Origin of the sequence: Micromonospora sp. NPDC002296 (genome assembly GCF_040296145.1) — a bacterium.
GTDB lineage: Bacteria > Actinomycetota > Actinomycetes > Mycobacteriales > Micromonosporaceae > Micromonospora.
In genome coordinates, this window is sequence record NZ_JBEOWQ010000036.1 from 14,792 (window position 1) to 41,121 (window position 26,330).

Genomic DNA, 26,330 nt, shown 5'->3' on the forward strand with positions numbered 1-26,330 from the left:
GGACGGAGGGGGCCGGCAATCGTCGACGTATCGACCTGGGACAATCAATTGCGCGATCGGGGAATGGGGCTGGCCCTTACCGCTACACGTCCACCCGGCGCAGCACCACCACGGGGATGCTGCGGGTCGTCTTCGCCTGGTAGTCGCCGTAGCCGGGGGCGACCTGCACCGCCCCGGCGAACAGCCGGTCCCGCTCCTCGCCGGTCGGCGCCTCGGCGACGGCCTCGTACGACGTGTTGCCCACCTCGACGGTCACCCGCGGGTTCTTCAACACGTTGTAGTACCAGGCCGGGTTGTTGGGCGCACCGCCGGCGGAGGCCACCACGAGCGGCTGCCCGTCGACCTCCAGGTAGCCCAGCGGGGTCGTCCGGTGCTCGCCGCTGCGGGCGCCCACAGTGGTCAGCAGGCAGAGCGTCGCGCCCTCGAACATGCCGCCGACCTTGCCGCCGTTCGCCCGGAACTCCGCGATGATCTTGTTCTGGAAATCCTGGTAGCCGGCGGGAGCCGTCGTTTCTTCCTGGGTCATGCCGCCCCTTTTCCAAATCGGCTTACGTCCGGACACGCCGGCACCCGGCCGATCGGGTGCCGGGCCTGGGCCAGGCTAACACGCGCCATCGATGCGTAAAGGCGGCCGGCAACGCTCGGAAGGCGGTTTCCCCACCAGCCCGGACGCGGCCGACCCCAGTGAGATTCGAGCGCCGCCGCCTAACGTCGCACGTCGTCGAGAATCCGGTGCCGTCCACCGGACACCGCGCGAACCGGAGGCGACGCGAAATGGCAGCGCAGCTCGCGAAGAACACTTTCCCGACCGTGGACGCCGGCCTGCTCACCCTGGTGGCCGAGCATGCCGACGCGGCGGAGCGGGCCCGCCGCCTCGCGCCGGAGGTCGTCGCGGCGCTCGTCGCGGCGGGCTTCGCCCGGCACTTCGTCCCCCGGGACCTCGGCGGCGCGGCGGGCTCGTTCGCCGACCTGCATCGGGCGGTGGCCGAGGTGGCGACGGTGTGCCCGGCGACGGCCTGGTGCGCCTCGATCAACGCGCACCTCGCCCGGATGGCGGCGTTCCTGCCCGAGGAGGGCCGGCGGGAGGTCTGGCACGACGGGCCCGACGCGCTCGTCGTCGGCTCGCTGATCCCCGGCTCCCGTGCGGTGCCGGCCGCCGACGGGTGGCGGCTCACCGGAAGCTGGCAGTACGTCAGCGGCGTGGACCACGCGGACTGGGCGCTGCTGTGCGGCGTCGGGCCGGCCGGCGAGGGCGCGACCGCGATGATGTTCGCCCTGCCCCGCGCGTCCTGGACGGTGCTCGACACCTGGTCCGACGTCGGCATGTGCGGCACCGGCAGCCACACCCTGACCGTCGACGACGTCTTCGTCCCGGCCCGGCGGGTGTTCCAGCGGGACCTGGCGATCCGTGGCGGCGGGGCCGGCGCTTCGGCGGCCTGCCTCGCCGTGCCGCTACGTGCGGTCAACGCGCTCTCCTTCGCCGGGCCGGCGCTGGGTGCTGCCCGGGGACTGTTGGAGGCATGGCGTGGCCACGTCACCGCCAAGTTGAGCCGGTCGCCGTCGGGACCCGTCCCGCACCCGTACGCGGCGGCGCTCGCCCGCGCGACCGGTGAGATCGACGCGGCCGAGCTGCTGCTGGAGCGGGCCTGCCGGACCGCGGACACCGGCGAGGTCCCGACCGTGTCGGAGGTACGCAACCTGCGCGACTGCGCGCTGGCGACGGACCTGCTCGTCACGGCCGCGGACCGGCTGTTCCGCTCGGCGGGAACGAGCGCGCACTCGGTCGACGGACCGATGCAGCGGTACTGGCGCGACCTGCACTCGATCGCCTCGCACGTGGTCCTCCAGTTCGACGCCGCCGCCACGACGTACGCCGAGGCGGTGCTGGGTGGCGCCCCGGCCCGGTGACCGACGGCCGCCCGCCGCCGGGCGGCGACGCGGCCCGAGAAGCCGCCACCGCGCGCAGTGGACGCGGTGCCCGACCGATCCCCCTGAGAGGTGCTGGTGACGATTTCAGCGGAGAAGATCCTGCCCGAGCCGAGCCTGACCGAGGTCGCCGACGGCGTCTTCGCCTATCTGCAGCCCGACGGCGGCTGGTGCGTCAGCAACGCCGGACTGGTCGTGTCCGACGGCGTGGCCGCGCTCGTGGACACGGCCGCCACCGAGGCGCGGACCCGGTTGCTCCGCGAGCACGTCACCGCGGACGGGCGACCGGCGCCGGCGGTGCTGGTGAACACCCACTCCCACGGTGACCACACGTTCGGCAACCACCTCTTCCCCGAGGCGACGATCTTCGCCCACGCGCACGCCCGCAACGAGATGGACCGGGCCGGCCTGCACCTCACCGAGCTGTGGCCGGGCGTGGTCTGGGGCGACGTCCGGGTGGCCCTGCCGCAGGTGACGTACCGCGACCCCGTCACGGTGCACGTGGGTGGGCTGGCCGTCGAGCTGGTCCCGGTCGGGCCCGCCCACACCACCAACGACACGGTGGTGTGGGTCCCCGAGCGGGGGGTGTTGTTCACCGGCGACATCGTCATGTCCGGGGTCACCCCGTTCTGCCCGCTCGGCTCGATCGCCGGCTCGCTGCGCGCCGTCGACGAGCTGCGCCGCTTCGGCGCGACCACGCTGGTGACCGGGCACGGCCCGGTGGGCGGGCCGGAGATCCTCGACGTGGCCGAGCGCTACCTGCGCTGGGTGCGGGACCTGGCCCGGGAGGGGGTGGCGGCCGGGTCGACCCCGCTGGAGGTGGCGCGGGCCGCGGACCTGGGCCCGTTCGCGGAGCTGAAGGAGCCGGAGCGGCTGGTGCCGAACCTGCACCGGGCGTTCGCCGAGGAGCGCAGCACCGCCCTCGGCGAGGAGCTGGACATCGTCGCGATGGCCCGGGAGATGGGCGTCATCTTCCAGGAGATGGTCACCTACAAGGGCGAGCCGCTGAGCTGCTGCGCCTGAACCCGGCACGGCGGTGGCGGGGCCGGATCCCGGCCCCGCCACCGTTCCGTCGGCTCAGCGCTGCGCCAGCACGTTGTACAGCTCCAGCTCGTCCCACATGAACGGGGCCCGGTGCCGGGTCACCCGCAGGCCCCACCCGCGCAGCGTCCGCTCCACGTCCTGGCGGTCGCCGCCCGGGCCGCCCACCTCGACCAGCAGGGCCCGGATGCGCGGCCGGTCCTCGGCGTCGACCCCCGCGAGGACCGCCGACTCGGCGCCCTCCACGTCGATCTTCACCAGGTCGATCGTGGTGACGTCGGGATGGGCGGTGCGTAGCAGGCCCGACAGCCGGTCGACCGGCACGGGGATCTCCCGGGCCTCGAACAGCCGGGCGGCCTGTTCCGCGCCGAGCTGCCGGGACATGAGGGCCCGTTGCAGGTCGTGCTTGTCCGGGTGCAACGTCGAGTTGCCGGGCAGCCGAGGGTAGAATGCCATCGGCACCGCGTCCTCGGGTCGGGCGCCCAGGCCGACCGGGTGGATCGTCACGCCGTCGAGCCCGTGCAGCTCCACGTTGCGCCGCAGCACCCGCAGGTTCCCGGGCGCGGGCTCGACGGCGATCACCCGGGCCGCCGGGCGCAGGCGCTTGACGAAGAGGGTGAACAGCCCGATGTTCGCCCCGACGTCGACCACCACCGGCGCCTCGGGCAGCTCGATGCGGCGGTACGTGTCGTCCTGGAATATCTCCCGGTGGATGAACCGGGCCTCGGCCTCGCTGGTCGCCCAGCACGACAGGCCATCGTCCAGCTCGACGAGCCGAATCTCCTCCGCGGACCCGCCGGTCCGGATCTCCTCGGGCATGGCGGTACCCCTTCCTCCCGGCCGGTGGGCGCGGGTCTCTCGCAGCGGTCGGGCGCGGGGCGCGGGAGGGCCGTGGTCAGCGCAGGTGCGAGCCGCCGTCGACCAGCAGCACCTGCCCGGTGGTGTACGTCGAGTTGACCAGCGCCCACACCGCATCCGCCACGTCCTCCGGCTGGCCGACCCGGCGCAACGGGGCCAGGTTGCTCACCTGCTCGGCGATCGGCGCGAAGAAGTCCTTGCCCCGGGTCCATGGGGTCTCCACGAGGCCCGGGGCCACCGCGTTCACCCGCACCTGCGGGCCGACAGTGGCGGCGAGCAGGCGGGTCAGGTGCTCGATCGCCGCCTTGCTGACGGCGTACGGGATGGAGCTGCCCGCCGGGCGGCTGCCGGCCAGGGAGGAGACGTTGACCACCGCGCCCGCCCCGCCGGCCCGCAGGGCGGGCATCGCGGCGACCGTCGTCTGCCAGGTCCCGACGACGTTGACGTCGAGGATCTCCCGCCAGACCGCGCCGGTCGCCGCCGCCAGGTCGGCGTGCGGGATCGGGCGGGTGATCCCGGCGTTGTTCACCAGGACGTCGAGACGGCCGAAGTGTGCCACCGCGTCGTCGACCAGCCGCAGACAGTCCTCCTCCCGCGCGATGTCGGCCTGGACGTAGTGGCCGTCCGGCAGTGAGGCGGCCACCTTCTCGCCGGCCTCGACGGACCGGGCCGAGTTGACCACCACCCGGAAACCCTCCGCCGCCAGGCGCCGCGCCACGGCCTCCCCGATCCCCGACGACGATCCGGTCACGAGTGCCACCCGACTGGTGCTCATGAGTCTCCCCTCCGCGTCCCCCGGCCCGCTGCGGGCCGGCCCGGGGCCCGCTGGCGCCCGGTCATCCGGTCCACTGTCCGGGGGCGGTCTCGATCCAGGGTCGCGCGCCGGTCGAAGTCGGCACGGGCGGGCCGCTCGACGCCGCGTCCACCACCGCTCGAGACGGCCGGACGAAAGTGGCCGAGCAGGCCCGGCGGCCCACGACTTCCGGCCGACCGCCACCGCGGACGCGGTGTCCGGGCGCGAGGCAGTCCGGGAGCCGGCGCGACGGTGCGCGGCGGCGAACGGGCCGACGACGGAAGGGCTGCCATGTTCTCCACCCTGTCGGAGTTCCACGACTGGTTCACCGAACGGCGACGCGCCAACGACTACCGGGTCGAGCGGGTGCCGCTCGATCGGCTCGACGGCTGGTCGTTCGAGGAGGCCACGGGTAACCTCGCGCACCGCAGCGGACGGTTCTTCTCCGTGCAGGGGCTGGACGTACGCGACTCGGGGCGGGAGGTCGACTCCTGGCGACAACCCATCATCGTGCAACCCGAGCACGGCATCCTGGGCATGCTGGTCAAGGAGTTCGACGGCGTCCCGCACTGCCTGCTCCAGGCCAAGATGGAGCCCGGCAACGTCAACCTGGTGCAGCTCTCGCCCACCGTGCAGGCGACCTGGAGCAACTACACCGGGGTGCACGGCGGCAAGCCGGTGCCGTACCTGGAGCACTTCGTCGCGCCCCGGGGCGGGCGGATCCTCTCCGACGCGCTCCAGTCCGAACAGGCGTCGTGGTTCCTCGCCAAACGCAACCGGAACATGATCGTCTGGACCGACGAGGACGTGCCGGTGCGCGAGGACTTCTGCTGGCTGAGCGTCGACCAGCTCGCCGCGCTGCTCCGGCTCGACAATCTGGTCAACATGGACAGCCGCACCGTGTTGTCGGGGGCGGCGATGCTGCGTCCGGCCGCCCCGTCGGCCCCCGCCGACAGCTTCGACGACGCGCTGGCCCGCTCCGTCCGGCCGGACAGCCCGGCCCTGCACGACACCGCCGAGCTGCTGAGCTGGTTCACCGAGGCGAAGGGCCGGTGCACTCTCACCCGCCGGCTCGTCCCGCTCCGTGAGGTGCTCGGCTGGGCGCACTCCGACGGGGTGATCGGGCACGTCGACGGCCGCCACTTCACCGTCCTCGGGGTGGACGTGCGGGCCAGCAACCGGGAGGTCGGCGGCTGGTCGCAGCCGATGTTCGCGCCGTGCGGACAGGGCGTCGTCGCGTTCCTCGCCCGGCGGGTGGAGGGGGTGCTGCACCTGCTGGTGCAGGCCCGGATCGAGACCGGGGCGCTCGACCGGATCGAGATGGCGCCGACCGTGCAGTGCCAGCCCGGCAACTACCGCCCCCCTTTCCCGGCGGACCGGCGACCCCGATTCCTGGACGAGGTCCTGGGCGCACCGCCGGAGCGGATCCGTTTCGCGGCCGTCCACTCCGAGGAGGGCGGCCGGTTTTACCACGCCCAGAACCGGTACCTCGTGGTGGAGGTCGGCGACGACTTCCCGCTCGACGTTCCGCCCGACTTCGCCTGGCTGACGGTGGCGCAGCTCGTCGACTTCGTCCGATTCGGCAGTCACCTCAATGTCGAGGCCCGGAGCCTGCTGACGTTCCTCACCTTCTTCCACAGCGAGGCCGACCGGCTGACTCCCGTGAGCTGACCCACCGGCCAGGTCTCCAGATCAGCTCGAGCTGATCACGAGAGGCCGACCGTAGCTTTCCGGGCATCCGGCGCTTCCCGCCGGACGTCCGGCACGGGCGCCGGAGCCTCGGGCCGCGACCCGTCGGTGGACGCGGTCGACACCGGACCGGGCGGCGCCCGCCCGGACGGGCGCCGCCCGGGCACCTCGCGACAAACCCTCGGTGCGCGACCAGAAGAACCAAGGAGACAGCAAGTGACCGTCCACGCAAGCGCCGATTCCATCCGCACGGAGCTGCGGGCCCACCTGGCCGGGATCCTCTACTGCGAGCTCGCGGAGATCGACGACGACGCCACGCTGACCGAGCTGGGGCTGGACTCCGTCCTCGGGGTCGAACTCGTCACGTTGGTCAACAGCCGGTACGGCCTGCAGGAGTCCCTGGACACGCTCTACGAGCACCCCACCGTCAACCAGCTCACCCGGCACGTCCACGACCAGGTGGCCCAGGGTCAGGCGGCCGGGCGATGACCGCGGCTCCGCTGGCCCGGGAGCCGGTGCTGCTCGACGAGAGCTGCCTGACCCGGGAGGTGACGGTGACGCCGAGCATGTGCGGCGGCAGCTCGCTCGTCTTCGCCCAGCTCGGCGACTGGACCTGGGAGGCGGTCAACGCCGCCTGCCGGACGAACGTCTACCTGGCTCAGAACTCCGAGGGACAGCCCACCTACCTGTCCTTCTACTACTTCCACGTCAAGGGCAGCCCGACCCTGCACCCGTACGGCCTCACCTTCGGCGACGAGCTGGAGGTGACCTCACGGGTGCTGGACTTCGGCAGCCAGTCGGTGCTGACCCTGCACCGCCTCTCCCGGGTCGGCAGCCTGGGCGGTGACCGGCTGCTGGAACCGGAGGAGTTCTACGAACGCCCCCGGCCGGACTGCATGTACGTGGAGAACCTCAACCGGTGGGTCTCGCGCAGCCGGGCGAACAGCAACCAGAAGCTGGTCGAGGCGTCGCCGGTGGGCTTTCAGCACGAGCACCTGCCCCGGCTGCCGAGCGCCTACTCGCCCCGCTCGGCGGCGGGCCGGGCCCGGGAGAAGGGCACCTTCTACCCCGACGGGGTGCCCGGCTTCCTGCCGGTGGCCTCGGCGCACAGCGACCAGCCGCTCGATCCGGTGCGCGACCTCAACGGGGTGGGCCTGGTCTACTTCGCGTCCTACTTCTCCATCATCGACACCGCCCTGCTGGGGTTGTGGCTGAAGATCGGCCGCAGCAAGCGCCAGTTCCTGCGGCGCCGGGTGATCGACCACCAGCTCGGCTACTTCGGCAACGCCGACCTCGACTCCGTGTTCAGCATCTCCGTGCGGCTGTGGCGCGACGCCACCGACCAGGGCGTGGAGATCGCGGACATCGCCGTGCGGGACCGGGGCACCGGCCGGCTGCTCGCCGTCGCCGCGATCAAGCAGACCGTGGAGGAGGCGTGACCGCCCCGGCCCGGGCCGAGGTCCGGCGGGTGGTGCTCGACGTCATCGCCGAGATCCTGCCGGGCGTGCCCCCGGAGGAGATCACCGACGACAAGAACCTGCTTGACCTGGGCGCGGACTCCGTGGAACGGGTGGAGATCATCGTTGAGCTCCAGCACCGCTTCGGCTCGACCGAGCCGGTGTCACGGTTCGCGGACGTGCCGGACATCGGTGCCCTGGTCGCGTTCTTCGACGAGGCGGGTCGCCGGTGAGCACACCGACGGTGGGGGTCGAGGGGCTGAACGCCTACGCGGGGGTGGCCCGGATCTCCACCCGTGCCATGTTCACCGAGCGCGGCCTGAACACCGACCGCTTCGCCAACCTCCAGATGGAGCAGCGCTCGGTGCAGCTGCCGTGGGAGGACCCGGTGACCAACGCGGTCAACGCGGCCCTGCCCCTGGTGGCGGCCCTGAGCGACGACGAACGCGGGCGGATCGAACTGCTGGTCACCTCGACCGAGTCCGGCCTGGACTACAGCAAGTCCGTCGCCTCCTACGTGCACGAGTTCCTGGGCCTGCCGCGCACCTGCCGCGTCCTGGAGGTGAAGCAGGCGTGCTACGGCGCGACGGGTGCGGTGCAGCTGGCCGTGGGCCACCTGGCCTCGGGGATCAGCCCGGGCGCCAAGGCGCTGGTCATCGCCACCGACGTCAACCCGATGGACGAGCACGCCGGGTACGCCGAGCCGACCACCGGCCACGGCGCCGTGGCGGTGCTGGTGAGCGACCGTCCCCGGCTGCTCGCGTTGGACGTCGGCGCGTACGGGATCAACAGCTTCGAGACGATGGACACGGCGCGACCCCGGCCGGACTTCGACCTGTACCACGCCGACCGGTCGCTGCTGACGTACCTGGAGTGCCTGTCCGACAGCTACCGCGCGTACCTGCGGCGGGTGCCCGGGACGCGGCTGGTCGAGTCCTTCGACCACATCGTCATGCACACGCCGTTCGCGGGCATGGTCCGGGCGGGGCACCGCAAGCTGATGCGGGAGTTCGCGCCCCGGCCGCCGGCCGAGATCGAGGCGGACTTCGTCCGCCGGGTCGCGCCGTCGCTGCGCTACACCCAGCAGGTGGGCAACCTCTGCTCCGGCTCGGTCTGGCTCGGTCTCGCGAGCCTGATCGACAACGCGCCGGCGTCCACCGGCGACGCCCGGGTGGCGCTGTACTCGTACGGCTCCGGCTGTGCCTCCGAGTTCTTCAGCGGCCGGCTGGTGCCGGGCGCGGCCGGGTGGTCGGGCCGACTGGACATCGCCGGCCGGCTGGCCCTGCGCCGGGAGCTGACCTTCAAGGAGTACGAGGGGCTGCTCCCCGCGTCGCGCCAGTGCCTCGTCCCGAAGGCCGACCACACGGTCGACCTCGCCGGGCACGAGGAGTACCTGGAGCCGTTCCGCGCGGCCGGGCCGATGCTGGTGCTCGAGTCCGTGGCGAACTACCGCCGGCGGTACGGGTGGCGGTGAGGGCCGACGGCCGGCAGGGTGGCCGTCGGCGGGGAGGGGCGCGGTGAGCGCCCCGCTGGACCTCGACGTTTCCCGCCCACCGGTGGTGCGGATGACGATGCGCGCGGGCGTCACCCGCAACCGGCTCGACGACGAGCTGGTGGCCGGGCTGACCGCCGGGCTGCGGCGGGCCGAGCGGACGGCGGGCGCCGGCGTGTTCGTGCTGGACGCCGTCGGGGACACCTTCTGTGCCGGGATGTCGCTGGGCGACCTCGACCGGATCGACTGGCGGCCGAGGATCACCGCCCTGGCCGACCTGTTCGACCGCCTTCGGGCGTCGCCGCTGGTCACCGTCGCGGTGGTCGACGGGGCGACGCTCGGCGGCGGGGTGGGGCTGGCCGCCGCGTGCGACCACGTCATCGCGGGTCCCGGCAGCCGGTTCAGGATGACCGAGGTGTTGCTGGGCCTCGTGCCGGCCCTCGTGCTGCCGCTGGTGGCCCGCCGGGTCGGCCCGCACCGGGCGGCCTCGCTGGCCCTGTCGGCGACCGAGCTGACCGGGCGCGACGCGGAGCGGCTCGGGCTGGCCGACCGGTCCACCGAGGACCCGGCGGAGGAGCTGCGGCGCTTCGTGGTGGGCCTGCGCCGCGCGGACCGACGGGCCGTGCGCGCCCTCAAGCGGTACGCGCACGGCGGCGGCACCGGGTCGGCCCTGCGGCGCGAGGACGCCTGGGCGGTGCTGGAGGAGCTGCTGGCCGACCCGGGCGTGCACCGGCGGGTGGCCGCTTTCCGGGAACAGGGGTTGATACCATGACGAATGTTGATCTATCCGGGCGGGATCCGGTCCTGCTGGAGGTGGAGCCGCCGGTGGCGGTCGTCCGCCTCCAGGACGTCACCGGCCGGAACCGGATCTCCGGGCCGCTGGGCGACGGCCTGCGCGCCGCGCTGGGCCGCGCCGCGGCGCACCCGGAGGTACGGGCGGTGGTGCTGGAGGGCCTGCCGGACGTGTTCTGCGCCGGGGGGTCCGCCGACCGGATGCTCGGCGGCCACCAACAGCGGGTCGTGGAGGTGTGGCGGTTCCTCCGCGCGGTGCTGGACTGCCCGCTGCCGGTGGTCGCCGCGGCCCAGGGCCACGCGCTCGGCGGCGGCTTCCTGCTGGCCCTGTACTGCGACGTGGCCGTGCTCAGCGCCAGCTCCCGGTACGCCGCCAACTTCCTCACCTTCGGCTTCACCCCCACCGGCGGGGCAACCTGGCTGCTGCCGACCGTGCTGGGCCGGCCGCTGGGCACGGAGATGCTGTACACCAGCCGCAGCTACCGGGGCCAGGAGTTGGCCGACCGGGGCGCCGGGGTGCGGGTGGTGGCCCACGACCGGGTCGCCGCCGAGGCCCGCGCCACCGCGCTGCGCATCGCCGCCGCCCCGCGCGCCTGCCTGGAGGAGGTAAAGGCGCAGCTCGCCGAGCCGGTCCGGCACGCGGCCGAGGCCGCCCTGCACCGGGAGACGCCGGCGCACGAGGCCACGGTGGGCACCGGCGAGGCGGCCTGGCGGATCCGGATGCTGCACGGCGAGCGGCTGCGGGACCGGCCGACGCAGGCTGATCCGGTGCGGCCCGGGAGCGGGTCGTGAGCCCCGTCGACCCGCGGGCGGTCCGGGCGGCCACGGACGACCCGTCGGCGGTGGCGATCATCGGGATGTCCTGCCGGGCCAGCGGGGTGGAGACGCTCGACGACTTCTGGCGGCTGGTCAGCGGGGCGCAGCGCCGGTTCGCGGAGGTGCCCGCCGGCCGCTGGCACGGGCTCGACCCGGGGGTGGGGACGCCCCGCGCCTCGCTGCTGGACCGGATCGACGAGTTCGACGCCCGGTTCTTCGGCATCGCCCCCCGGATGGCGGCCTGGATGGACCCCCAGCACCGGCTGCTGCTGGAGCTGGCCTGGCACGCCGTGGAGAACGCCGGCCGGAACCCGGACGACCTCTCGGGCCTGCCGGTCGGCGTCCTGGTCGGCGGCTTCATGTCCGACTACCGGGAGCGGATGGCCGCGGTGGGGCGGGCCGACGGGGCCGCGCTGCCCGGCACCCTGCTGTCGTTCCTCGCCAACCGGGTCTCGTACCAGTTCGGGTGGACCGGGCCCAGCATGGTGGTCGACTCCGCCTGCTCGTCCGGCCTGACCGCCCTCGGCCTGGCGGTGCGGGGCGTGCAGTGCGGCGACTACCCGATGGCGCTGGTGGGCGCGACGAGCGTCATCAGCGCCGGCTTCTACGCGAACAACGCCTACCGCGGCGGCGCGCTCTCCCCGTCCGGCCGGTCGGTGCCGTACCACCCGGAGCGCGACGGCTACGTACGGGGCGAGGGCGGGGCGTGCCTGCTGATCAAGCCGCTGCGCGCGGCGCTGGACGACGGTGATCCGGTGCACGGCGTCATCCGCGCCGTGGGCACCGCGCACAACGGGCGCGGGGGCGGGCTCACCGGCACCGACGCCGACTCCCAGGAACGGCTCACCCGTCGGACCGTGGCGGCGGCTGGTTGCCGGGTCGGCGACCTGGGGTACCTGGAGGCCCACGGCACCGGAACCCCGGGCGGCGACGGCGTCGAACTCGTCGCCCTGGCCCGGGCGAGGGACCCGGAAGGGGAGGGGTCCCCGGACCCGGCCAGGCCGGGCGGCAGGACCTGGGTGGGATCGGTCAAGGCCAACATCGGGCACCTGGAGGCCGCCGCCGGACTCATCGGGCTGGTCAAGACGGTCCTCGTCGTGCAGCACGGCGTCATCCCCCGGGTGGCCGGCCTCGACGCGCCGGACCCCCGGTTGACGCCCCCACCGGACGGGCCGGTCGCGATCGCGGTCGAGGACGTGCCGTGGCCGGCGGGGGACGGACCGCGCCGGGCGGCCGTCAACTCCTTCGGCCTGGGCGGCGCGCTGTCGCAGGTGGTGGTCGAGCAGGCGCCGAAGCCGACGCAGTCGCCGACGTCGGGGTCCGGGTCGGCGTACCCGGTGCCGCTCTCCGGGCCGCACGAGGCGGCGGTCCGCGCCACCGCCGAACGGCTGGCGCGGGCGCTGAGCGCGCCGCCGGGGGCCACCCTGGCGGCGGTGGCCTGGACCCAGCAGAGCGGGCGACGGGCCCAGTCGACCCGGCGGGTGCTCCTCGCCCGGGACCTCGACGAACTGCGCGACGCGCTCGGTGCGCTGGCGGCGGGCCAGCCCCACCCACGGGTGCTGGCCGTCGCGGACCGGGCGGTGCCGGCCGATGTCGACCGGGCCTCGGCGCTGGCCGCAGTGGCATGGCTGCGGGGCGACCCGGTGGACTGGCGGGAGCTCTGGGGAACGCGGGGCCCGCCGGAGCGGGCGGCCCTGCCCGGGTCGTACCTCGACCGGCGCTCGCACTGGTTCGACCGGGACGTCCCGGGGCCCGCCGGCGGGTGACCCCGCCCCGGTGTCCGCTCCCCGCCCGGTCTCGGCCCCGGGCCCGGTCGCGCGGGGCTGGTTGCCGGGGCCCCGGGCGGCGGGCGAGTCGCGGGCCGACGGCCGGCCACCTGTGGTCACCCGGCCCGCCCGCTGCGGGCGGGCCGGGTGACCACAGTCCGGTGCGGGCTCAGTCCGGTCCGGAATCAAACCGATTCCAGGTCCAGCGCGGGGTCATTGGCGAGAATCGCCCGGTGCAGCCCCTGGATCCGCCGGGACGGCTCCACTCCCAGCTCGGCGACCAGCGTCCGGCGGAGCTGCTGGAAGGTCTCCAGCGCCCGCCACGCGTGCCCCGACCGGTAGAGGGCCAGCATGAGCTGGGCGTGCAGGTTCTCCTGCAACGGGTTCTTCGCGGCCAGCTTGCGCAGCCAGGGGATGAGGGTGGCGTGCCGGCCGAGCCGCAGCTCGGCCACGATCTGCTGCTCCACCACCCGCATCCGGGCCTCCTGCAGGCCGAGCAGCTCGGTGGCCAGCACCCGGCCGACCGGGACGTCCTGAAGCGCACGTCCGCGCCAGAGCGAGAGCGCGCGGCCGAGGGACTCGGCGCCCGCCGCCGCGTCACCCGCCTCCAACGCCGCGTCACCCACCTCGGCGAGACGCTCGAACTCCCGCAGGTCGAACGAGCGCGGCGAACCCTCCAGGCGGTACCCCCCGAAGCTGGTGCTGAGCACCTCCTTCGCGCTCTGTCCCGCCGGCAGGGCGCGGCTGAGCTGGCGGCGGATCTGGAGGATGTACGTCTGTAGGGTCGTCGTGGCGCTACGGGGTATGGCATCGCCCCAGATCTCTTCCATGAGCGTCGGCACCGAGACGGTGTGACCGTTACGGAGAGCGAGCAGCGCGAGTACCTGTCGAGGCTTTCCTGCACTAGGGACGATCGAGGTCCCGTTCTGGGTCAGGGTCAGGGAACCCAGTATTCCGATGTGCATCTACTGCCCCTTCTCTCCGCATGCGACCGACGACTGGATCACTATCGGTTACCAGCCCGCCACATACTGGCACCGCAGTGGGCGGCGGCAAAGTGACGCAGTCACCTCCTTGGGGTGAAAAATCCACGGGTTGCCACGGCGGTTGGTGGCGGGTCAGGATCGGCTGCTGCGCCGTGCGCGCTGCGAGCCGGGCTCGAGGTGCCGGCCCTACCGTTCCGGGCATGAAAGCACTCGTACTGGCCGGAGGATCGGGCAGCCGGTTGCGCCCGATCACCCACACCTCGCCCAAGCAGTTGGTGCCGGTGGCGAACAAGCCGGTGCTCTTCTACGGCCTGGAGGCGATCGCCGAGGCCGGTGTGACCGACGTGGGCGTCATCGTCGGCGACACCGGACGGGAGATCCGGGAGGCGGTCGGCGACGGCTCCCGGTTCGGACTGCGCGTCACGTACATCACCCAGTCGGCCCCGCTCGGCCTGGCGCACGCGCTGCTCGTCGCCGGCGACTACCTCGGTGACGACGACGTCGTGATGTACCTGGGCGACAACTTCGTCGTCGGCGGGATCAGCGGGATCGTCGAGGAGTTCCGGGCCCAGCGCCCGGACGCGCAGATCCTGCTCACCAGGGTCGACGACCCCACCGCCTTCGGGGTGGCCGAACTGGACGGCTCCGGGCGGGTCGTCGGGCTGGAGGAGAAGCCGGCCCGGCCGAAGAGCGACCTCGCGCTCGTCGGGGTGTACCTGTTCACCTCGCGGATGCAGGAGGCCGTCCGCGCCATCCGGCCCTCCCGGCGCGGCGAACTGGAGATCACCGACGCGATCCAGTGGCTCATCGACCGCGGCTGCGACGTGCGCTCCACCACCATCTCGGGCTACTGGAAAGACACCGGGAACGTGCTGGACATGTTGGAGGTCAACCGCTCCGTGCTGGACACGCTGGAGCCGGGCATGGAGGGCAAGGTCGACCGGGCCAGCGAGATCATCGGCCGGGTCCGGGTCGAGGCGGGCGCGGAGATCCGCCGCTCCCGCATCGTCGGGCCGGTCGTGATCGGCGCAGGCTCGGTCGTGACCGAGTCGTACATCGGACCGTTCACCTCGATCGCCGACAACTGTCGCATCGAGGACAGTGAGATCTCCTTCTCGATCGTGCTGGAGAACTCCCTCATCGACGGGGTGCGGCCCATCGAGGGCTCGCTGATCGGCCGCAACGTGGCCGTCGCCCCGGCGCCCCGGACGCCCGCCGCTCACCGGTTCGTGCTCGGTGACCACAGCACCGTCCACATCTCGTCATGACGGCCACCCGGATCCTGGTCACCGGCGGCGCCGGCTTCATCGGCTCGCGGTACGTGCGGGCGCTGCTGGGCCCGGGCGGGGCGGCCGACGTCGACGTCACCGTCCTCGACAAGCTCACCTACGCGGGCAACCTCGCGAACCTCGCCCCGGTCGCCGACGACCGCCGCTTCTCCTTCGTCCGCGGTGACATCTGCGACGGTCAGCTCGTCGACAAGCTCGTCGCCGAGCACGACCAGATCGTGCACTTCGCGGCCGAGTCGCATGTCGACCGGTCCATTGAGGACTCCGACGACTTCGTACGCACGAACGTCGTCGGCACGCACACCCTGCTCCGGGCGGCGGCGCGGCGGGTCGACGAGTCCCTCGTCTTCGTACACATCTCCACCGACGAGGTGTACGGGTCGATCGCCGAGGGCTCCTGGCCGGAGACGGACCCGGTCAACCCGAACTCGCCGTACGCGGCGGCCAAGGCGTCCAGTGACCTGTTGGCCCTGGCGTACCACCGCACGCACGGCCTGGACGTGCGGGTCACCCGCTGCTCCAACAACTACGGCCCCTACCAGTACCCCGAGAAGGTCATCCCGCTCTTCGTGACCAATCTGCTGGACGGCCGGAAGGTGCCGCTGTACGGCGACGGCCTCAACCGCCGGGACTGGTTGCACGTCGACGACCACGTCCGGGCGGTGGAACTGGTCCGGAACGGGGGCCGGCCGGGGGAGATCTACAACATCGGCGGCGGAGTGGAGCTGAGCAACGTCGAGCTGACCGACCGCCTGCTCGCCGCCTGCGGGGCCGACCGGACGATGGTCCAGCGGTGCCGGACCGGAAGGCGCACGACCGCCGCTACTCGGTCAACTGCGAGAAGATCAGCCGCGAGCTGGGGTACCGGCCCGAGCGGGACCTCGACAGCGCGCTGGCGGAGACGGTCGGCTGGTACCGGGAGCACCGCGCCTGGTGGGAACCGCTGCGGCGGCACCACGGCTGACCGCGGCGGCCCCGGCTGCCCCGGCTGCCCCGGCGGAGCGTCGGGGCGTGCCGGCCTGCCCCCGACAACCCTCCCGCCCGGTGCCCGTGCCGGCCCGCCCCCGTGACAACCCTCCCGCCCGGCGCCCGTGCCCGGGGTCGGCCCCGCCGGTCCCGGGCACCGGTGTCAGTACCGCGTGCGACCCGCCGTCCGACCCGCGTGTCCGCCCGGGTCGGACGGCTGACTCCGGTCCGGTTCGACCGGGACTCGAGTTGACCACATGAGACTCGTGCCGACGGTGTGAGATGGCATGGGGGGCCCGCGTCGTTGTTCCACCAGATTCTGACCCGACATGATCGCCCCGGCTCAGCGTGGACCCGGTGGCGCGTTCGTGCGAGGCGCCGGCCCGGTGCGAGCGGGAACGTCGTGGTCCGTCCCCTGCCCCGTGACGCTCACCGGCCGCGCTGACGGCGCGACGCGCGTCCCGCTCACGTCGACGGCCCCGGCGGGGCCCTCGGCGTGAGCGGTGCCGCGTCCGGCTGGCGGGCCTTGGCAGGTTCGTGTGGTCGTCGGGCGTCGGACATTCACCGCTCCGGACCGACCCTCGATCGTCGGCTGGAAGCGCACACACGGACCGGCGGCCGCCGTCTCGCCGCCCCCGAGCGTCGAGGACGGGTTAGGGGTTGACCGGAGCAGCGATCGGAGGCAGCCCCAGCGCGCACTGTCGCCTGAGCTGTCGCTCAATGCGGGGCCGCCCCGGCGGGCACCCGGGCAGGACCGGACCGGAACCACTGTCCTCACTCAGCGAGTCGGTCCGGATACCGGTGGCGAGTAAGATCTACGGGTCTGAATGACCTGGATCGGGGGAGTCATGAGGGACTGTTGGGGCGACGGGCTCGACGACGAGGAGGAGGAAAATCGGCCCGGCTGGGGTGGGAAGGTACGCCGGCGGCTCGGCTTTCTCGGGTTATCGTCGCTCCTCGCGATGGCGGCGGTCGTCGCCGTGGGCGTACCCGTGGTGCGGGCACCCGCGCTGCTGTTCGAGGGGACCGTCGCCGGGGTGCTGCTGTACCGAGGGCTCGGCGCGCTGCGCGGGTACGCCGGCCGGCGGGCCGCGGGTGCCGCCCCCGGTGGGATGGCGACCGACCCGTCCGCTCAGGTGGAGTCGTCGCGCCGGGAACTCGCGATCGGGCGGACCGACGGCCGGGAGATCGGCCGGGAGCTGCACGATCTGTTGGGCCTCGGGCTCTCCACGATCACCCTCAAGACGGAGCTCGCCTCCCAGTACGTGGGCCGGGACGACGAACGGGTGCGGCGGGAGCTCGGCGAGGTGCTCGTCATCGCCCGCCACACGATCGACGACGTACGCCGGATGGCCCGGGGGGACCAGCGGTTGTCGCTCGTGGACGACATCACCTTCGTCCGCGAGCTCCTCACCTCGCTCGGCGTGCGGGTGACGGCGCGGATCTCCGGGGTGCTCGGCGACGACCGGATCGAGCGGGAGCTGTCGCTCGTCCTCCGCGAGGCCGTCACGAACCTGCAACGTCACAGCCACGCCCGGCGCTGCTGCATCCGCCTGCGCCGCACCAGCGGGTGGGTGCGAATGTCGGTGTCCAACGACGGGGTGGACCCGAACGCCCCCCTCGGCTCCGGGGGGAGCGGCCTGCCGAGCCTGCAGCTGCGCCTGTCCGGCCTGGGCGGGACGCTGGTCACGCTCTCCGGCGACGGTTGGTTCCACATCATCGTCAACTGCCCACTGCCTAGCGCAGCCACCCCGCGTCCCGCGCGATCCGAACAGCATCCAGCCGATTACGCGCATTGAGCTTGTGCACGATGACCGTCAGATAGTTGCGGACGGTGCCGGCGGACAGGTGCAGCTCCTCGGCGATCTGGCTGGGGCCCGCGCCGTTTGCGGCGAGCTGGAGGACGTCCAGCTCGCGCCGGGTCAGCGAGACGGGCTCGCCCATCCAGGCGGCTGCCGCGAGATCGGGGTTGATCACCCGTTGCCCGGCGGCGGCCAGCCGGATGGCGCGGACCAGGTCCGCAGGCAGATCGTCCTTGAGCAGGAACCCGCTGACCTGCGCCTCCATCGCCCGACGGATCACGGCGGGCGAGTGCAGCGCGGTGAGCATCAGGACGGCGCAGCTGGGCACCACGGTGCGGAGCTCGGCGGCGGCGGTCAACCCGTTGACGCCCGGAAGGTTGACGTCGATGAGCGCCACGTCCGGCTCCAGCCGGACGGCGGTCTCCACGATGTGGTCCCCCCGGTCGAGCTGTGCGACGACTTCGAGGTCACCCTCCAGCTCCAACAGGGCCACGAGCGCGCCGCGGATCATGTGCATGTCCTCAGCCAACAAGAGTCGAATCGCCACCACCCTAGGGTGCCGGTGGACGACACCTTGAACCAGTCGGATTGACGTGTGCCGTACAGGACAGGGGGCGGCGATCCGTCACCCGAAGCACGCGGCGGGGAAAGTGTCGGTGGGATGGCGTAGTCATGTCCGGTCCCCTCGGGCGGCCGGTTCGTCCGGTCACCGTCGCCCGACCTGCTCGAACGGTGGGGAGGACCCCCGATCGCCCTGGTCGGCTTCGCTGTCACGGCCGGGCCGGCGCCGTCCTGGGGCCCTGTCCGTGCGCCGGGGAGGCCGGGTCCGGCCCGTACGGGCCGGGGTGGCTGCTCCACCGCCGCTGCACGCGGGCTCCAGTCGTCCCGTCGAGGCTGGACCGGATGGCCGCCGGGTGGGCCCCCGGCGGCCCGGCCGGCGATCCCGCCGCCGACCACCCGCCGGAGCCGAAGGACGGTTCGGATGAAGATGCTCTACCTCGCCGGTGGGAGCCCGGCGACCGTGTTCGCGCTCGCCCCGCTGGCGACCGCGGCCCGTAACGCCGGCCATGCGGTGATCGTGGCGGCCACGGCGGACATGGTCCCGGTCGCCGCCGGCGTCGGCCTGCCGGCCGTCCCGGTCACCGACGGCACCATGCGCGACTTCATGTTCGCCAGCCGTGACGGCGCCCCGCTCGCCCTGCCCGACGACGCGGGCGAGCGGCTGCGCTTCGGCGGCCACGGCTTCGGCCGGCTGGCCGCCGCCAGCATGCCGGCCCTGACCGAGCTGGCCCGCCAGTGGCGGCCGGACGTCGTCGTCGGTGGCACCCTCGCCTTCGCCGCCGGGCTGCTCGCCCGCCGCCTCGGCGTCCCGTACGTGCGACACGCGTGGGACATGGGCGAGCCGGCCGAGATGGACCACGGCGCGGCCGACGAGCTGACTGCCGAACTGGCCGGTCTGGGCCTCGCGGACCTTCCCGAGCCGGAACTGTGGATCCACCTCTGCCCGCCCAGCGTGCTCGCCCCGGACGCGCCGGACGGCCGGCTGATGCGGTACGTGCCGGCCGGTGGGCAGCGTCGTCTGGAGCCCTGGATGTACACCCGGCCGGAGCGGCCCCGGGTGTGCCTCACCGCGGGCAGCCGGGCGGGGGAGCAGGAGGTCGCCGCCCTGGGTGGTCTCGTCGACGAGCTCGCCGCCGCGGACGTGGAGCTCGTCGTGGCGGCGCCCGACCAGGTGGCCGCGTCGCTGACCGCCGGGCGGCCCGGTCTGCGCGCCGGCTGGCTGCCGCTGGACACCGTGCTGCCCACCTGCGACCTGCTGGTGCACTCCGGCGGCGGGCAGACCGCCCTCACCGCGATGTGGGCGGGTGTGCCCCAGGTGCTGGTGCCCAACATGCCCAAGCTGATCCCGCACTCGCGGCGGCTCCACGCGTCCGGCGCGGCGGTCATGCTGCCCCTCGGCGAGGACGCCCCCCGGGTCGTCGCCGTCTGCCGCGAGGTGCTGACCGATCCCGCCTACCGGCGGCGGTCCGGGGGACTGGCGGCGGAGATCGCCGCCCTGCCCGGCCCGGCCGAGATCCTCCCGGTCGTCACCGACCTGAGGGTCGGCTGAACTCGGGCGGATGCGCTCAGCGGTCCCGGTCGCCGGTTCCTGGCCGTCGGGCGGGACCGTTCGACGCGGCCCGGTGCAGCTCGGCCAGCAGGTCCGCCTGGGCCAGGCAGTCCGCCGTCGGGGCGGTGCCCTCGCGGACCGCCCGGACGAAGGCGGTGACGGTGTTGGCCACCTGGTCGTCGGGGTCGACGGTGACCGTGCGGGTTCCCTCGGCCGTCTCGACCCTGATCTCGGTTGCCAGGTCGGCCGGCGGCGTGAAGGCCCGGTCGACGGTGAGGTGACCGGCGCTGCCCCACAGCTCGTACCGGTTGCGGTAGGCGTGCCGCATGCCGAAGGTGAGCTGCGCGGTGACCCCGGCGGCGGTGCGCAGGAGCACCGCCCCGGCGCCGTCCACCTCCCGACCCGGCCCGGTGGTCAGGGACGCCCCCAACACCTCCAGGTCCGTGCCGAGCAGGTGCACGGCCGCCCGTACCGGGTAGAGGCCGACGTCCCACAGGCTGCCGCCGCCGAGCGCGGCGCTCCACCGGATGTCGCCCTCGGGCGGCTCGGGGATGGCGAAGGACGCGTGGAAGGAGCGAAGCTTGCCGATCGCCCCGGCCGCGACCAGGTCGCGAACGACGGCGTGGCGGGCGTGGTGGACGAACATGACGTTCTCGGTGAGTGCGAGACGGCGGTCCCGGGCGAGGCGCAGCAACTCGCGGGTCCGGGCCGGGTCGGTGGTGAGGGGCTTCTCGGCGTGCACGTGCTTGCCGGCGCGCAGCGCCGCCTCCACCCAGGCAGCGTGCAGGGCCGCGGGCAGCGGGACGTAGACCGCCTGCACCGCCTCGTCGGCCAGCAGCGCGGCGTACCCGGTCACCGGCCGGCAGCCGAACTCCCCGGCCGTCCGCGCGGCCCGCGCGGCGTCGCGGCTGGCGACCGCCACCAGGTCGACGTCCGGATGCGCGGCCAGCGCCGGCAGGACCCGGCGGCGGGCGATGTCGGCGCAGCCCAGGACGCCGACGGCGAGGCGGCCCGTCACGGGTGCGCCCCGGGCGGGGCGGTCGGGTGGGTCGCTGGGCGCATGGGTCACCTCGGCGGCGTGGAAAGGGACAGGGCCTCGGATTCTGCCGGAGGGCACTGGACTACGGCTCGAACCGTCCGCCTCGTCCGTCGGCCGGCCGGAAAGGAGCTGCGGAGCAGGTTGCCGCCGCGTCGCTGCAATTCCGCTCGCCGCATTCTCAAGGCCGGCTCGAATTACCCACGCAGGCGACTTGAGCTGGCAATTATTGGTTCCTCGGTGGGACTTGCCGAAGTGCGCCCTGTGGCAGCATCCGATTCATGAGAGTCCTTTTTCCCGCCGCCCCCGGATACGGGCTGATGCTGCCGATCGTGCCGCTGGTCTGGGCCGCGCGGGCCGCCGGGCACGAGGTCCTGTTCGCCACCACCGCGTACGTCACCGGCACCGCCGTGGAGTGCGGTCTGCCCACCGTGGACGTCTTCCCGCAGCGTGACGTCGGGGCGGACCTGATCCTCGCGTCCGGTGGGAAGGCGCCCGACCCGGACGACCCGGCCGCGGCGGCGGGGCTGCCACCCGGGTACTGGCGTCTCGCCCGGCAGTTGAAGCCGTTCGAGCTGTTCGCCCTCGCGATGACCGAGGGCACCGTCGCCGCGGGCCGGCACTTCGGCGCCGACCTGGTGGTGTACCCGGCGGACCACGTCGCCGGGATGCTGACCGCCACCGCACTCGGGGTGCCCGCCCTGGAGGTCGGCAACCGGGTCTCCTGGTCGCTGCGGGACGAGGACTTCCGGGCCGACGGCGGGCACAACGACCGTACCGGCGTGATCCCGGACCAGGCGCCGGTCATGCGCGAGCTGCGGGAACGACTGGGCGTCGGCGACCGGGGGCCCGACCTCGTCGCCCGGATCGACCCGCGCGCGCCGAGCCTGGGCGGGCTGGAGCGGGACGAGCCGGACAGCCGCGACGGCGTCCCGTGGTGGGCCATGCGGTACGTCCCCTACAACGGCGGTGGCCTGCTGCCCGAGTGGGCCCGGAAGCGGCCGGAGCGGCCGAGGATCTGCCTGACCCTGGGCACGGTGACCCCGCTGCTGTCGGACGGCAGCCGGCTGTCCCTGCTGATGCGGGCGCTCGGCGAACTCGACGTGGAGGTGATCCTCGCCGACCACTCGACGGACCTGTCCCGGCTCGGTGCGCTGCCCGACAACGTGATCCGGGCCGGCTACCTGCCGCTGTCCACGTTCCTCGACAGCTGCGCCCTGGTGGTGCACCACGGCGGCTCCGGCACCACCGCCGCCGCCCTGCACTACGGCGTCCCCCAGCTGCTGCTGCCCGAGGGGGCGGACAATCCACTGGTGGCGCGGCGGGTGGTCGACCGCAAGGCCGGGCTCGCCCTGTCGCCGGCCGACCTCGACGTGCCCACCGCACAGGGGCTCGTGCGACGGCTGCTGACCGAGCCCGCGTTCCGCCGGGCCGCCGCCCAGGTGAGCGCGGAGATGGCCGCGCAGCCGAGCCCGGCCGCCGTCATCGACCGCTTCGTCCGCGAGGCCCTCGACCGGCGGGGATGACCCGCCCACCCGGCCGCCGGGGTTCCGTGGGCCGCCTCGGCCCGGGGACCCCGGCGGTACCGCGTCCGGCCGGCGCCGCACGCGCCCCGGGGCGGTGCCGACCCCGGCACCGCCCCGCTGGTACGGGTGTTCCCGTCACTCCGGCTCGCCGGCGAGCCCCTCGCCCCAGTCGACCGACGTCATCGCCTCGTAGCTGAGCAGCTCCCGGGGGATCCACGTCGGGCTGGGGCCCTCCGCGTTCACCCCCTTCTCCAGAATGGCGAGGCTGCGGTAGAAGTGCGCACCGGTGAGCGTCCGCTCGACCTCCGTCGTCGTGGCGTCCTCCGGCCGCTCCTGCTCCTCGTGGTGCAGCCCGTCGAGCAGGCTCTTGAGGAAACCCATGCTGGTCGTCCGGTCGTCGAGGCGTTCCGAACTGCCGCCGTAGCCCGGCCAGTACGAGGTCTGCAGGTCCTCCACGACGTACAGGCCGCCGGCGCGCACGTGGGGGAACAGCGCCCGGAAGGCGGTGATCACGTCGGCGTTCCGGTGCGAGCCGTCGTCGATCACGATGTCGAACGGACCCAGGTCCGTGCCGAGCGACCGCAGGAAGCCCTCGTCCGACAGGTCGCCCTGGACGGTGTGCACGCGCTGTTCCCGGATCGGCGTCTTGTCGAAGATGTCGACGCCGTAGAAGACCGCCCGCGGGAAGAAGCGCTTCCACATCCGCAGCGACCCGCCGCCGGAGGCGGGGTTGCCGAAGCCGCCGATGCCCAGCTCCAGGACGACCAGCGGCTGGTGCCGCAGCGGCCCGAAGTGCCGGGTGTAGTGGGGCGTGTAGTAGTGCAGGCCCCACTTGTCCGAGCCGTTGCGCAGCGACAGCTCGGCCAGGTCGGCCGGGCCCCCGGCGACGGCCCCGACGAGCCGCCGCATCACCTGGAACACGTGCATGGCGGCACCCAGCCGCTCCGGCGCCTCGATGTCGTGCCAGCGGATCCGCAGGCTCCGCCCCTCGTCCCCCCGGTACGGGCCGAACACGGCCCGGAGCAGGTGCGCCAGGGACGTCTCCAGGGTGGCGTGCGGCTCCTCCGTCGTGACCGGCGAGTGCTCGGTGCGCTTGCCGACGCGGATGTGGTGCTCGACCGTGGCGCCGTCGTGCTCCAGGGCCAGCCGCACCACGATCGGCGTGGCCGCCACCCCGGGGACGTCGTGCAGGTCGGCCCGGGCGACGAGTTCGTCGGCGAGCTGGGCGGCCACCCGGGCGGGGCCCACCTCGCCGATCACCGACCGGATCTGCTCGTCGGATCCGGCCGCGGCCAGGATCACCTCACGGATCTGCTGATGTGCGCGTTGGATGGTCACGCCACCAGACGGTGACGCGGGGTGCTGGACTCGCGCTCGTGGCGGGCTCGACCGGCGGCGGCCGGCCGGGCGCGGGGCCGCTTGAGCGAGATTCCACCGGGGCGCGGGGCAGCGCGGTCATCGTGTTCGGGACTCGCCCGGACGAAAGGATGCCCATGGCTGCCACGGTGACGCGTCGGAGTCTCCTCGGACTGGGTGCCGCGCTCGGCGGCGCGGTGCTGCTCGGCGGGCCCGCCGCCGCGGCGAGCGCGGCCGGTGTCCCGGCATCGGCCCAGGTGGTGCCCGCCGCCGGCGGCCCCTGGCCGGACCTGCTGCACCTGCCGGACGGCTTCCACCCCGACGGCATCGCGGTCGGCCCGGCGCCGTACGCCTGGTTCGGCTCCCTGCTCGGCGGCGCGATCTACCGCGCCGACCTGCGGACCGGGGCCGGGACGGTCATCTACCCGGGGACCAACCCGGGCGTGTTCGACCCCCGGTACATGGCGCTCGGCCTGCACGCCGACCCCCGTGGCCGGCTCTTCGTCGGCGGCGGCTGGGGCCGGGTGATCAAGGTGCACGACGCCGTCGCCGGCACCCTGCTGCGCAGCTACGACGTGGGCGTCGCCGACAGCGCCGTCGCGTTCACCACGGCCGCCGCCGGCACCGTCTGGTTCACCGACGGCTTCCAGCCGCTGCTGTACGGGCTCCCGCTCGGCCCCCGGGGTGAACTGCCCGGCCCCGACCGGGTGGTCACCCTGACGCTGGGCGGTGACTGGGTGCAGGCGGGCGGTGGCGCGGTCAGCGCGAGCGGGATCTGCCCGACCCCGGACCGGTCGGCGCTGCTTGTGGTGAACGTCGCGCCCGACGGCGGCCTGTTCCGGGTCGACCCCGCCACCGGGTACGCCCGCCGGGTGGACCTGGGCGGACTGACGCTGCCCACCACCAACGGCATCGCTCTGCGCGGCCGGACGCTCTACGCGCCCCGGCTCACCGATGTGGTGGTGCTGCGGCTCAGCCCGGACGGGACGTGCGGCGAGCAGGTCGGCCTGATCACCGACCCGCGCTTCGACATGCCCAGCGCCGCCGCGGTGTACGCCGACCGTCTCTACGTGACCAACGGCAACTTCGACGAGCCGCCCGTCCCGCAGACCCGGTACAACGCGGTGGCCGTGCCGCTGAACACCCGTTGACCCGACCGCCGCCGCTCGTGCCGGCGGCGGTGGCCTCCCGCCCGACCGGCGGACACCGCCGGGTCATCCCCACCGGGGTGCCCGGCGGGCGAGGAGAAGCAGCGACCGAGGAGGACACATCATGGCCCAGCCCGGCACCCGGGTGGCGTTGGTCACCGGGGGCACCAGCGGGATCGGACTGGAGGTCACCACCCGGCTGGCGGCGGCCGGTACGCGGGTGTACCTCTGTGGCCGGAACCCGGAGACGGTGGAGAGCACCGTCACCTCCCTGCGCGGCAAGGACCTGGACGTCGCCGGCAGCGTCTGCGACGTCACCCGCCCCGACCAGATCCGGGACCTCGTCCGGGCCGCGGTGGACCACTACGGCCCGGTGGACATCCTGGTGAACAACGCCGGGCGCGGCGGCGGTGGCCCCTTCGACCAGCTCGACGACGAGCTGTGGCGCCAGGTGATCGATACCAATCTCACCGGCCTGTTCCTGATGACCCGGGAGGTGCTGACCGCCGGCGGAATGCTCGCCGCGGGGCGGGGCCGGATCGTCAACATCGCCTCCACGGGCGGCAAGCAGGGCGTCGCGTTCGCGGTGCCGTACTCCGCGTCCAAGCACGGCGTGGTGGGGCTGACCAAGGCGCTGGGCCTGGAGCTGGCGCGGACCGGGATCACCGTGAACGCGGTGTGCCCCGGTTTCGTCGAGACCCCGATGGCCGAGCAGGTCCGGCAGGGCTTCGCCGGGGTCTGGGGGGTGAGCGGGCAGGAGGCGTACGACCGGATCACCGCGAAGGTGCCGATGGGTCGTTACGTCGAGCCGCGCGAGGTCGCGGCGATGGTCGAGTACCTCGTCGGCGACGACGCGGCGGCGGTCACCGCGCAGGCGCTCAACGTCTGCGGCGGACTCGGCAACTACTGACCGTCGCGGCACCGACCGATGCCCGTTCCGTCATCCACCCTGGAGAGCCCGTGACCACCGTGACCCCGACGACGACCCCCACCTCGTTCACCGACCTGTACGTCCGGATCCAGCAGTTCTACGCGGGCCAGGTCCGGCTGCTCGACGGGATGCGGGCCGAGGAGTTCGCCGCCACCTTCACCGACGCCGGCCGCTTCGACCACGCGCCGGGCACCCCGCCGCTTCAGGGGCGGCGGGCCATCGCCGAGGAGATGCGCCGCTACCAGGAGGCCCGCTACGCCGCGGACCCCTGCCAGCGGCGGCACTGGTTCAACATGCTGGAGGTCTTCCCGGGCCCCGACGGCACCGTGTCGACCGAGTACTACGCGCTGGTGCTGCTCACCCGACCCAACGAGCCGGTGCCCGTGGCGGCGCCGAGCTGCCTCGTCCGGGACGTGCTGGTCGACCGGGACGGTGAGCTGCGGGTCCAGGAGCGGACCGTGCTGCCCGACTACGCGATCTGAGCACACCGACGCCGGGTGGCGGCCCGCGCCCCTGGCCGGCCCGGCCGGCGGCGCGGGTCCCGGCGGCC

General features: G+C 73.7%; 24 protein-coding genes and 1 pseudogene. 18 read left to right on the forward strand and 7 right to left on the reverse strand.

What is annotated here, in order from left to right:
- Positions 1-82 precede the first annotated feature (82 nt).
- Positions 83-526, reverse strand: coding sequence for a nitroreductase family deazaflavin-dependent oxidoreductase (locus tag ABT023_RS22925; protein ID WP_350888441.1), 444 nt, complete (start codon positions 524-526; stop codon positions 83-85).
- 248 nt (positions 527-774) lie between these two features.
- Here ABT023_RS22925 and ABT023_RS22930 point away from each other — a divergent pair, with 248 nt between their 5' ends.
- Together ABT023_RS22930 and ABT023_RS22935 are read left to right on the forward strand one after the other, a co-directional pair.
- Positions 775-1,908, forward strand: a complete 1,134-nt coding sequence (locus ABT023_RS22930; RefSeq protein WP_350888442.1) for an acyl-CoA dehydrogenase family protein — start codon at positions 775-777, stop codon at positions 1,906-1,908.
- A 96-nt stretch (positions 1,909-2,004) separates the two neighbouring features.
- The gene (locus ABT023_RS22935) at positions 2,005-2,949 is read left to right on the forward strand and encodes an MBL fold metallo-hydrolase (protein ID WP_350888443.1); all 945 of its coding nucleotides are present in this window, start codon (positions 2,005-2,007) and stop codon (positions 2,947-2,949) included.
- 54 nt (positions 2,950-3,003) lie between these two features.
- On the opposite strand, the gene ABT023_RS22940 is transcribed toward ABT023_RS22935, so the two are convergent.
- Positions 3,004-3,786, reverse strand: coding sequence for an FkbM family methyltransferase (locus ABT023_RS22940; RefSeq protein ID WP_350888444.1), 783 nt, complete (start codon positions 3,784-3,786; stop codon positions 3,004-3,006).
- Positions 3,787-3,862: 76 nt separating this feature from the next.
- Positions 3,863-4,600, reverse strand: a complete 738-nt coding sequence (locus ABT023_RS22945; RefSeq protein WP_350888445.1) for an SDR family NAD(P)-dependent oxidoreductase — start codon at positions 4,598-4,600, stop codon at positions 3,863-3,865.
- Between the two features lie 309 nt (positions 4,601-4,909).
- Here ABT023_RS22945 and ABT023_RS22950 point away from each other — a divergent pair, with 309 nt between their 5' ends.
- The 8 genes from ABT023_RS22950 to ABT023_RS22985 all read left to right on the forward strand — a co-directional run bounded on the left by ABT023_RS22950 (position 4,910) and on the right by ABT023_RS22985 (position 12,630).
- Positions 4,910-6,289, forward strand: a complete 1,380-nt coding sequence (locus ABT023_RS22950; protein WP_350888446.1) for an NDP-hexose 2,3-dehydratase family protein — start codon at positions 4,910-4,912, stop codon at positions 6,287-6,289.
- Positions 6,290-6,523: 234 nt separating this feature from the next.
- Positions 6,524-6,796 (forward strand): acyl carrier protein, encoded by a 273-nt coding sequence (locus tag ABT023_RS22955; protein ID WP_350888447.1) that lies wholly within the window; start codon positions 6,524-6,526, stop codon positions 6,794-6,796.
- On the forward strand, positions 6,793-7,746 hold the full coding sequence (locus tag ABT023_RS22960) for an LnmK family bifunctional acyltransferase/decarboxylase (protein ID WP_350888448.1): 954 nt from the start codon (positions 6,793-6,795) through the stop codon (positions 7,744-7,746). The genes ABT023_RS22955 and ABT023_RS22960 overlap by 4 nt, the downstream gene beginning before the upstream one ends.
- On the forward strand, positions 7,743-7,997 hold the full coding sequence (locus ABT023_RS22965) for an acyl carrier protein (protein WP_350888449.1): 255 nt from the start codon (positions 7,743-7,745) through the stop codon (positions 7,995-7,997). The genes ABT023_RS22960 and ABT023_RS22965 overlap by 4 nt, the downstream gene beginning before the upstream one ends.
- Entirely contained in the window at positions 7,994-9,238 is a 1,245-nt protein-coding gene (locus ABT023_RS22970) for a hydroxymethylglutaryl-CoA synthase family protein (protein WP_350888450.1), read from the forward strand. The genes ABT023_RS22965 and ABT023_RS22970 overlap by 4 nt, the downstream gene beginning before the upstream one ends.
- 43 nt (positions 9,239-9,281) lie before the next feature.
- On the forward strand, positions 9,282-10,028 hold the full coding sequence (locus ABT023_RS22975) for an enoyl-CoA hydratase/isomerase family protein (protein WP_350888451.1): 747 nt from the start codon (positions 9,282-9,284) through the stop codon (positions 10,026-10,028).
- Positions 10,025-10,840, forward strand: a complete 816-nt coding sequence (locus tag ABT023_RS22980) for a polyketide synthase (protein ID WP_350888452.1) — start codon at positions 10,025-10,027, stop codon at positions 10,838-10,840. Before ABT023_RS22975 ends, ABT023_RS22980 begins: the two co-directional genes overlap by 4 nt.
- A complete protein-coding gene (locus ABT023_RS22985) occupies positions 10,837-12,630 on the forward strand; it encodes a polyketide synthase (protein WP_350888453.1) in 1,794 nt (597 codons plus the stop codon). The genes ABT023_RS22980 and ABT023_RS22985 overlap by 4 nt, the downstream gene beginning before the upstream one ends.
- Before the next feature lie 185 nt (positions 12,631-12,815).
- Here the strand turns inward: ABT023_RS22985 and ABT023_RS22990 are convergent, their stop codons facing one another.
- Positions 12,816-13,595, reverse strand: coding sequence for an AfsR/SARP family transcriptional regulator (locus ABT023_RS22990; RefSeq protein WP_350888454.1), 780 nt, complete (start codon positions 13,593-13,595; stop codon positions 12,816-12,818).
- Positions 13,596-13,816: 221 nt separating this feature from the next.
- Here ABT023_RS22990 and ABT023_RS22995 point away from each other — a divergent pair, with 221 nt between their 5' ends.
- The 3 genes and pseudogenes from ABT023_RS22995 to ABT023_RS23005 all read left to right on the forward strand — a co-directional run bounded on the left by ABT023_RS22995 (position 13,817) and on the right by ABT023_RS23005 (position 17,670).
- On the forward strand, positions 13,817-14,884 hold the full coding sequence (locus ABT023_RS22995; RefSeq protein ID WP_350888455.1) for a glucose-1-phosphate thymidylyltransferase: 1,068 nt from the start codon (positions 13,817-13,819) through the stop codon (positions 14,882-14,884).
- Positions 14,881-15,869 (forward strand): annotated as a pseudogene (gene rfbB, locus ABT023_RS23000) (dTDP-glucose 4,6-dehydratase). Before ABT023_RS22995 ends, rfbB begins: the two are co-directional and overlap by 4 nt.
- Before the next feature lie 850 nt (positions 15,870-16,719).
- Positions 16,720-17,670 carry a sensor histidine kinase gene (locus tag ABT023_RS23005; RefSeq protein WP_350888456.1) on the forward strand — a complete coding sequence of 317 codons (951 nt, stop codon included), beginning with the start codon at positions 16,720-16,722 and terminating at the stop codon, positions 17,668-17,670.
- Here ABT023_RS23005 and ABT023_RS23010 read toward each other — a convergent pair.
- A complete protein-coding gene (locus ABT023_RS23010) occupies positions 17,609-18,220 on the reverse strand; it encodes a response regulator transcription factor (RefSeq protein ID WP_350888457.1) in 612 nt (203 codons plus the stop codon). The genes ABT023_RS23005 and ABT023_RS23010 overlap by 62 nt on opposite strands.
- Positions 18,221-18,655: 435 nt before the next feature.
- Between ABT023_RS23010 and ABT023_RS23015 the strand changes: the two genes are divergently transcribed.
- Positions 18,656-19,783: a nucleotide disphospho-sugar-binding domain-containing protein gene (locus ABT023_RS23015; protein ID WP_350888458.1), complete on the forward strand. Its 1,128-nt coding sequence runs from the start codon at positions 18,656-18,658 to the stop codon at positions 19,781-19,783.
- A 16-nt stretch (positions 19,784-19,799) separates the two neighbouring features.
- Here ABT023_RS23015 and ABT023_RS23020 read toward each other — a convergent pair whose 3' ends face one another.
- Positions 19,800-20,801 (reverse strand): Gfo/Idh/MocA family protein, encoded by a 1,002-nt coding sequence (locus ABT023_RS23020; RefSeq protein ID WP_350888459.1) that lies wholly within the window; start codon positions 20,799-20,801, stop codon positions 19,800-19,802.
- A 299-nt stretch (positions 20,802-21,100) separates the two neighbouring features.
- On the opposite strand from ABT023_RS23020, the gene ABT023_RS23025 reads away from it, so the two are divergent.
- A complete protein-coding gene (locus ABT023_RS23025; RefSeq protein WP_350888460.1) occupies positions 21,101-22,345 on the forward strand; it encodes a nucleotide disphospho-sugar-binding domain-containing protein in 1,245 nt (414 codons plus the stop codon).
- A 135-nt stretch (positions 22,346-22,480) separates the two neighbouring features.
- Here ABT023_RS23025 and ABT023_RS23030 read toward each other — a convergent pair whose 3' ends face one another.
- Positions 22,481-23,683 (reverse strand): class I SAM-dependent methyltransferase, encoded by a 1,203-nt coding sequence (locus ABT023_RS23030; RefSeq protein WP_350888461.1) that lies wholly within the window; start codon positions 23,681-23,683, stop codon positions 22,481-22,483.
- A 155-nt stretch (positions 23,684-23,838) separates the two neighbouring features.
- Between ABT023_RS23030 and ABT023_RS23035 the strand changes: the two genes are divergently transcribed.
- From ABT023_RS23035 to ABT023_RS23045, 3 genes are all read left to right on the forward strand, one after another.
- Positions 23,839-24,852, forward strand: coding sequence for an NHL repeat-containing protein (locus tag ABT023_RS23035; protein WP_350888462.1), 1,014 nt, complete (start codon positions 23,839-23,841; stop codon positions 24,850-24,852).
- Positions 24,853-24,973: 121 nt separating this feature from the next.
- A complete protein-coding gene (gene fabG, locus ABT023_RS23040) occupies positions 24,974-25,759 on the forward strand; it encodes a 3-oxoacyl-ACP reductase FabG (protein ID WP_350888463.1) in 786 nt (261 codons plus the stop codon).
- 50 nt (positions 25,760-25,809) lie between these two features.
- On the forward strand, positions 25,810-26,262 hold the full coding sequence (locus ABT023_RS23045) for a nuclear transport factor 2 family protein (RefSeq protein ID WP_350888464.1): 453 nt from the start codon (positions 25,810-25,812) through the stop codon (positions 26,260-26,262).
- Positions 26,263-26,330: the final 68 nt, after the last annotated feature.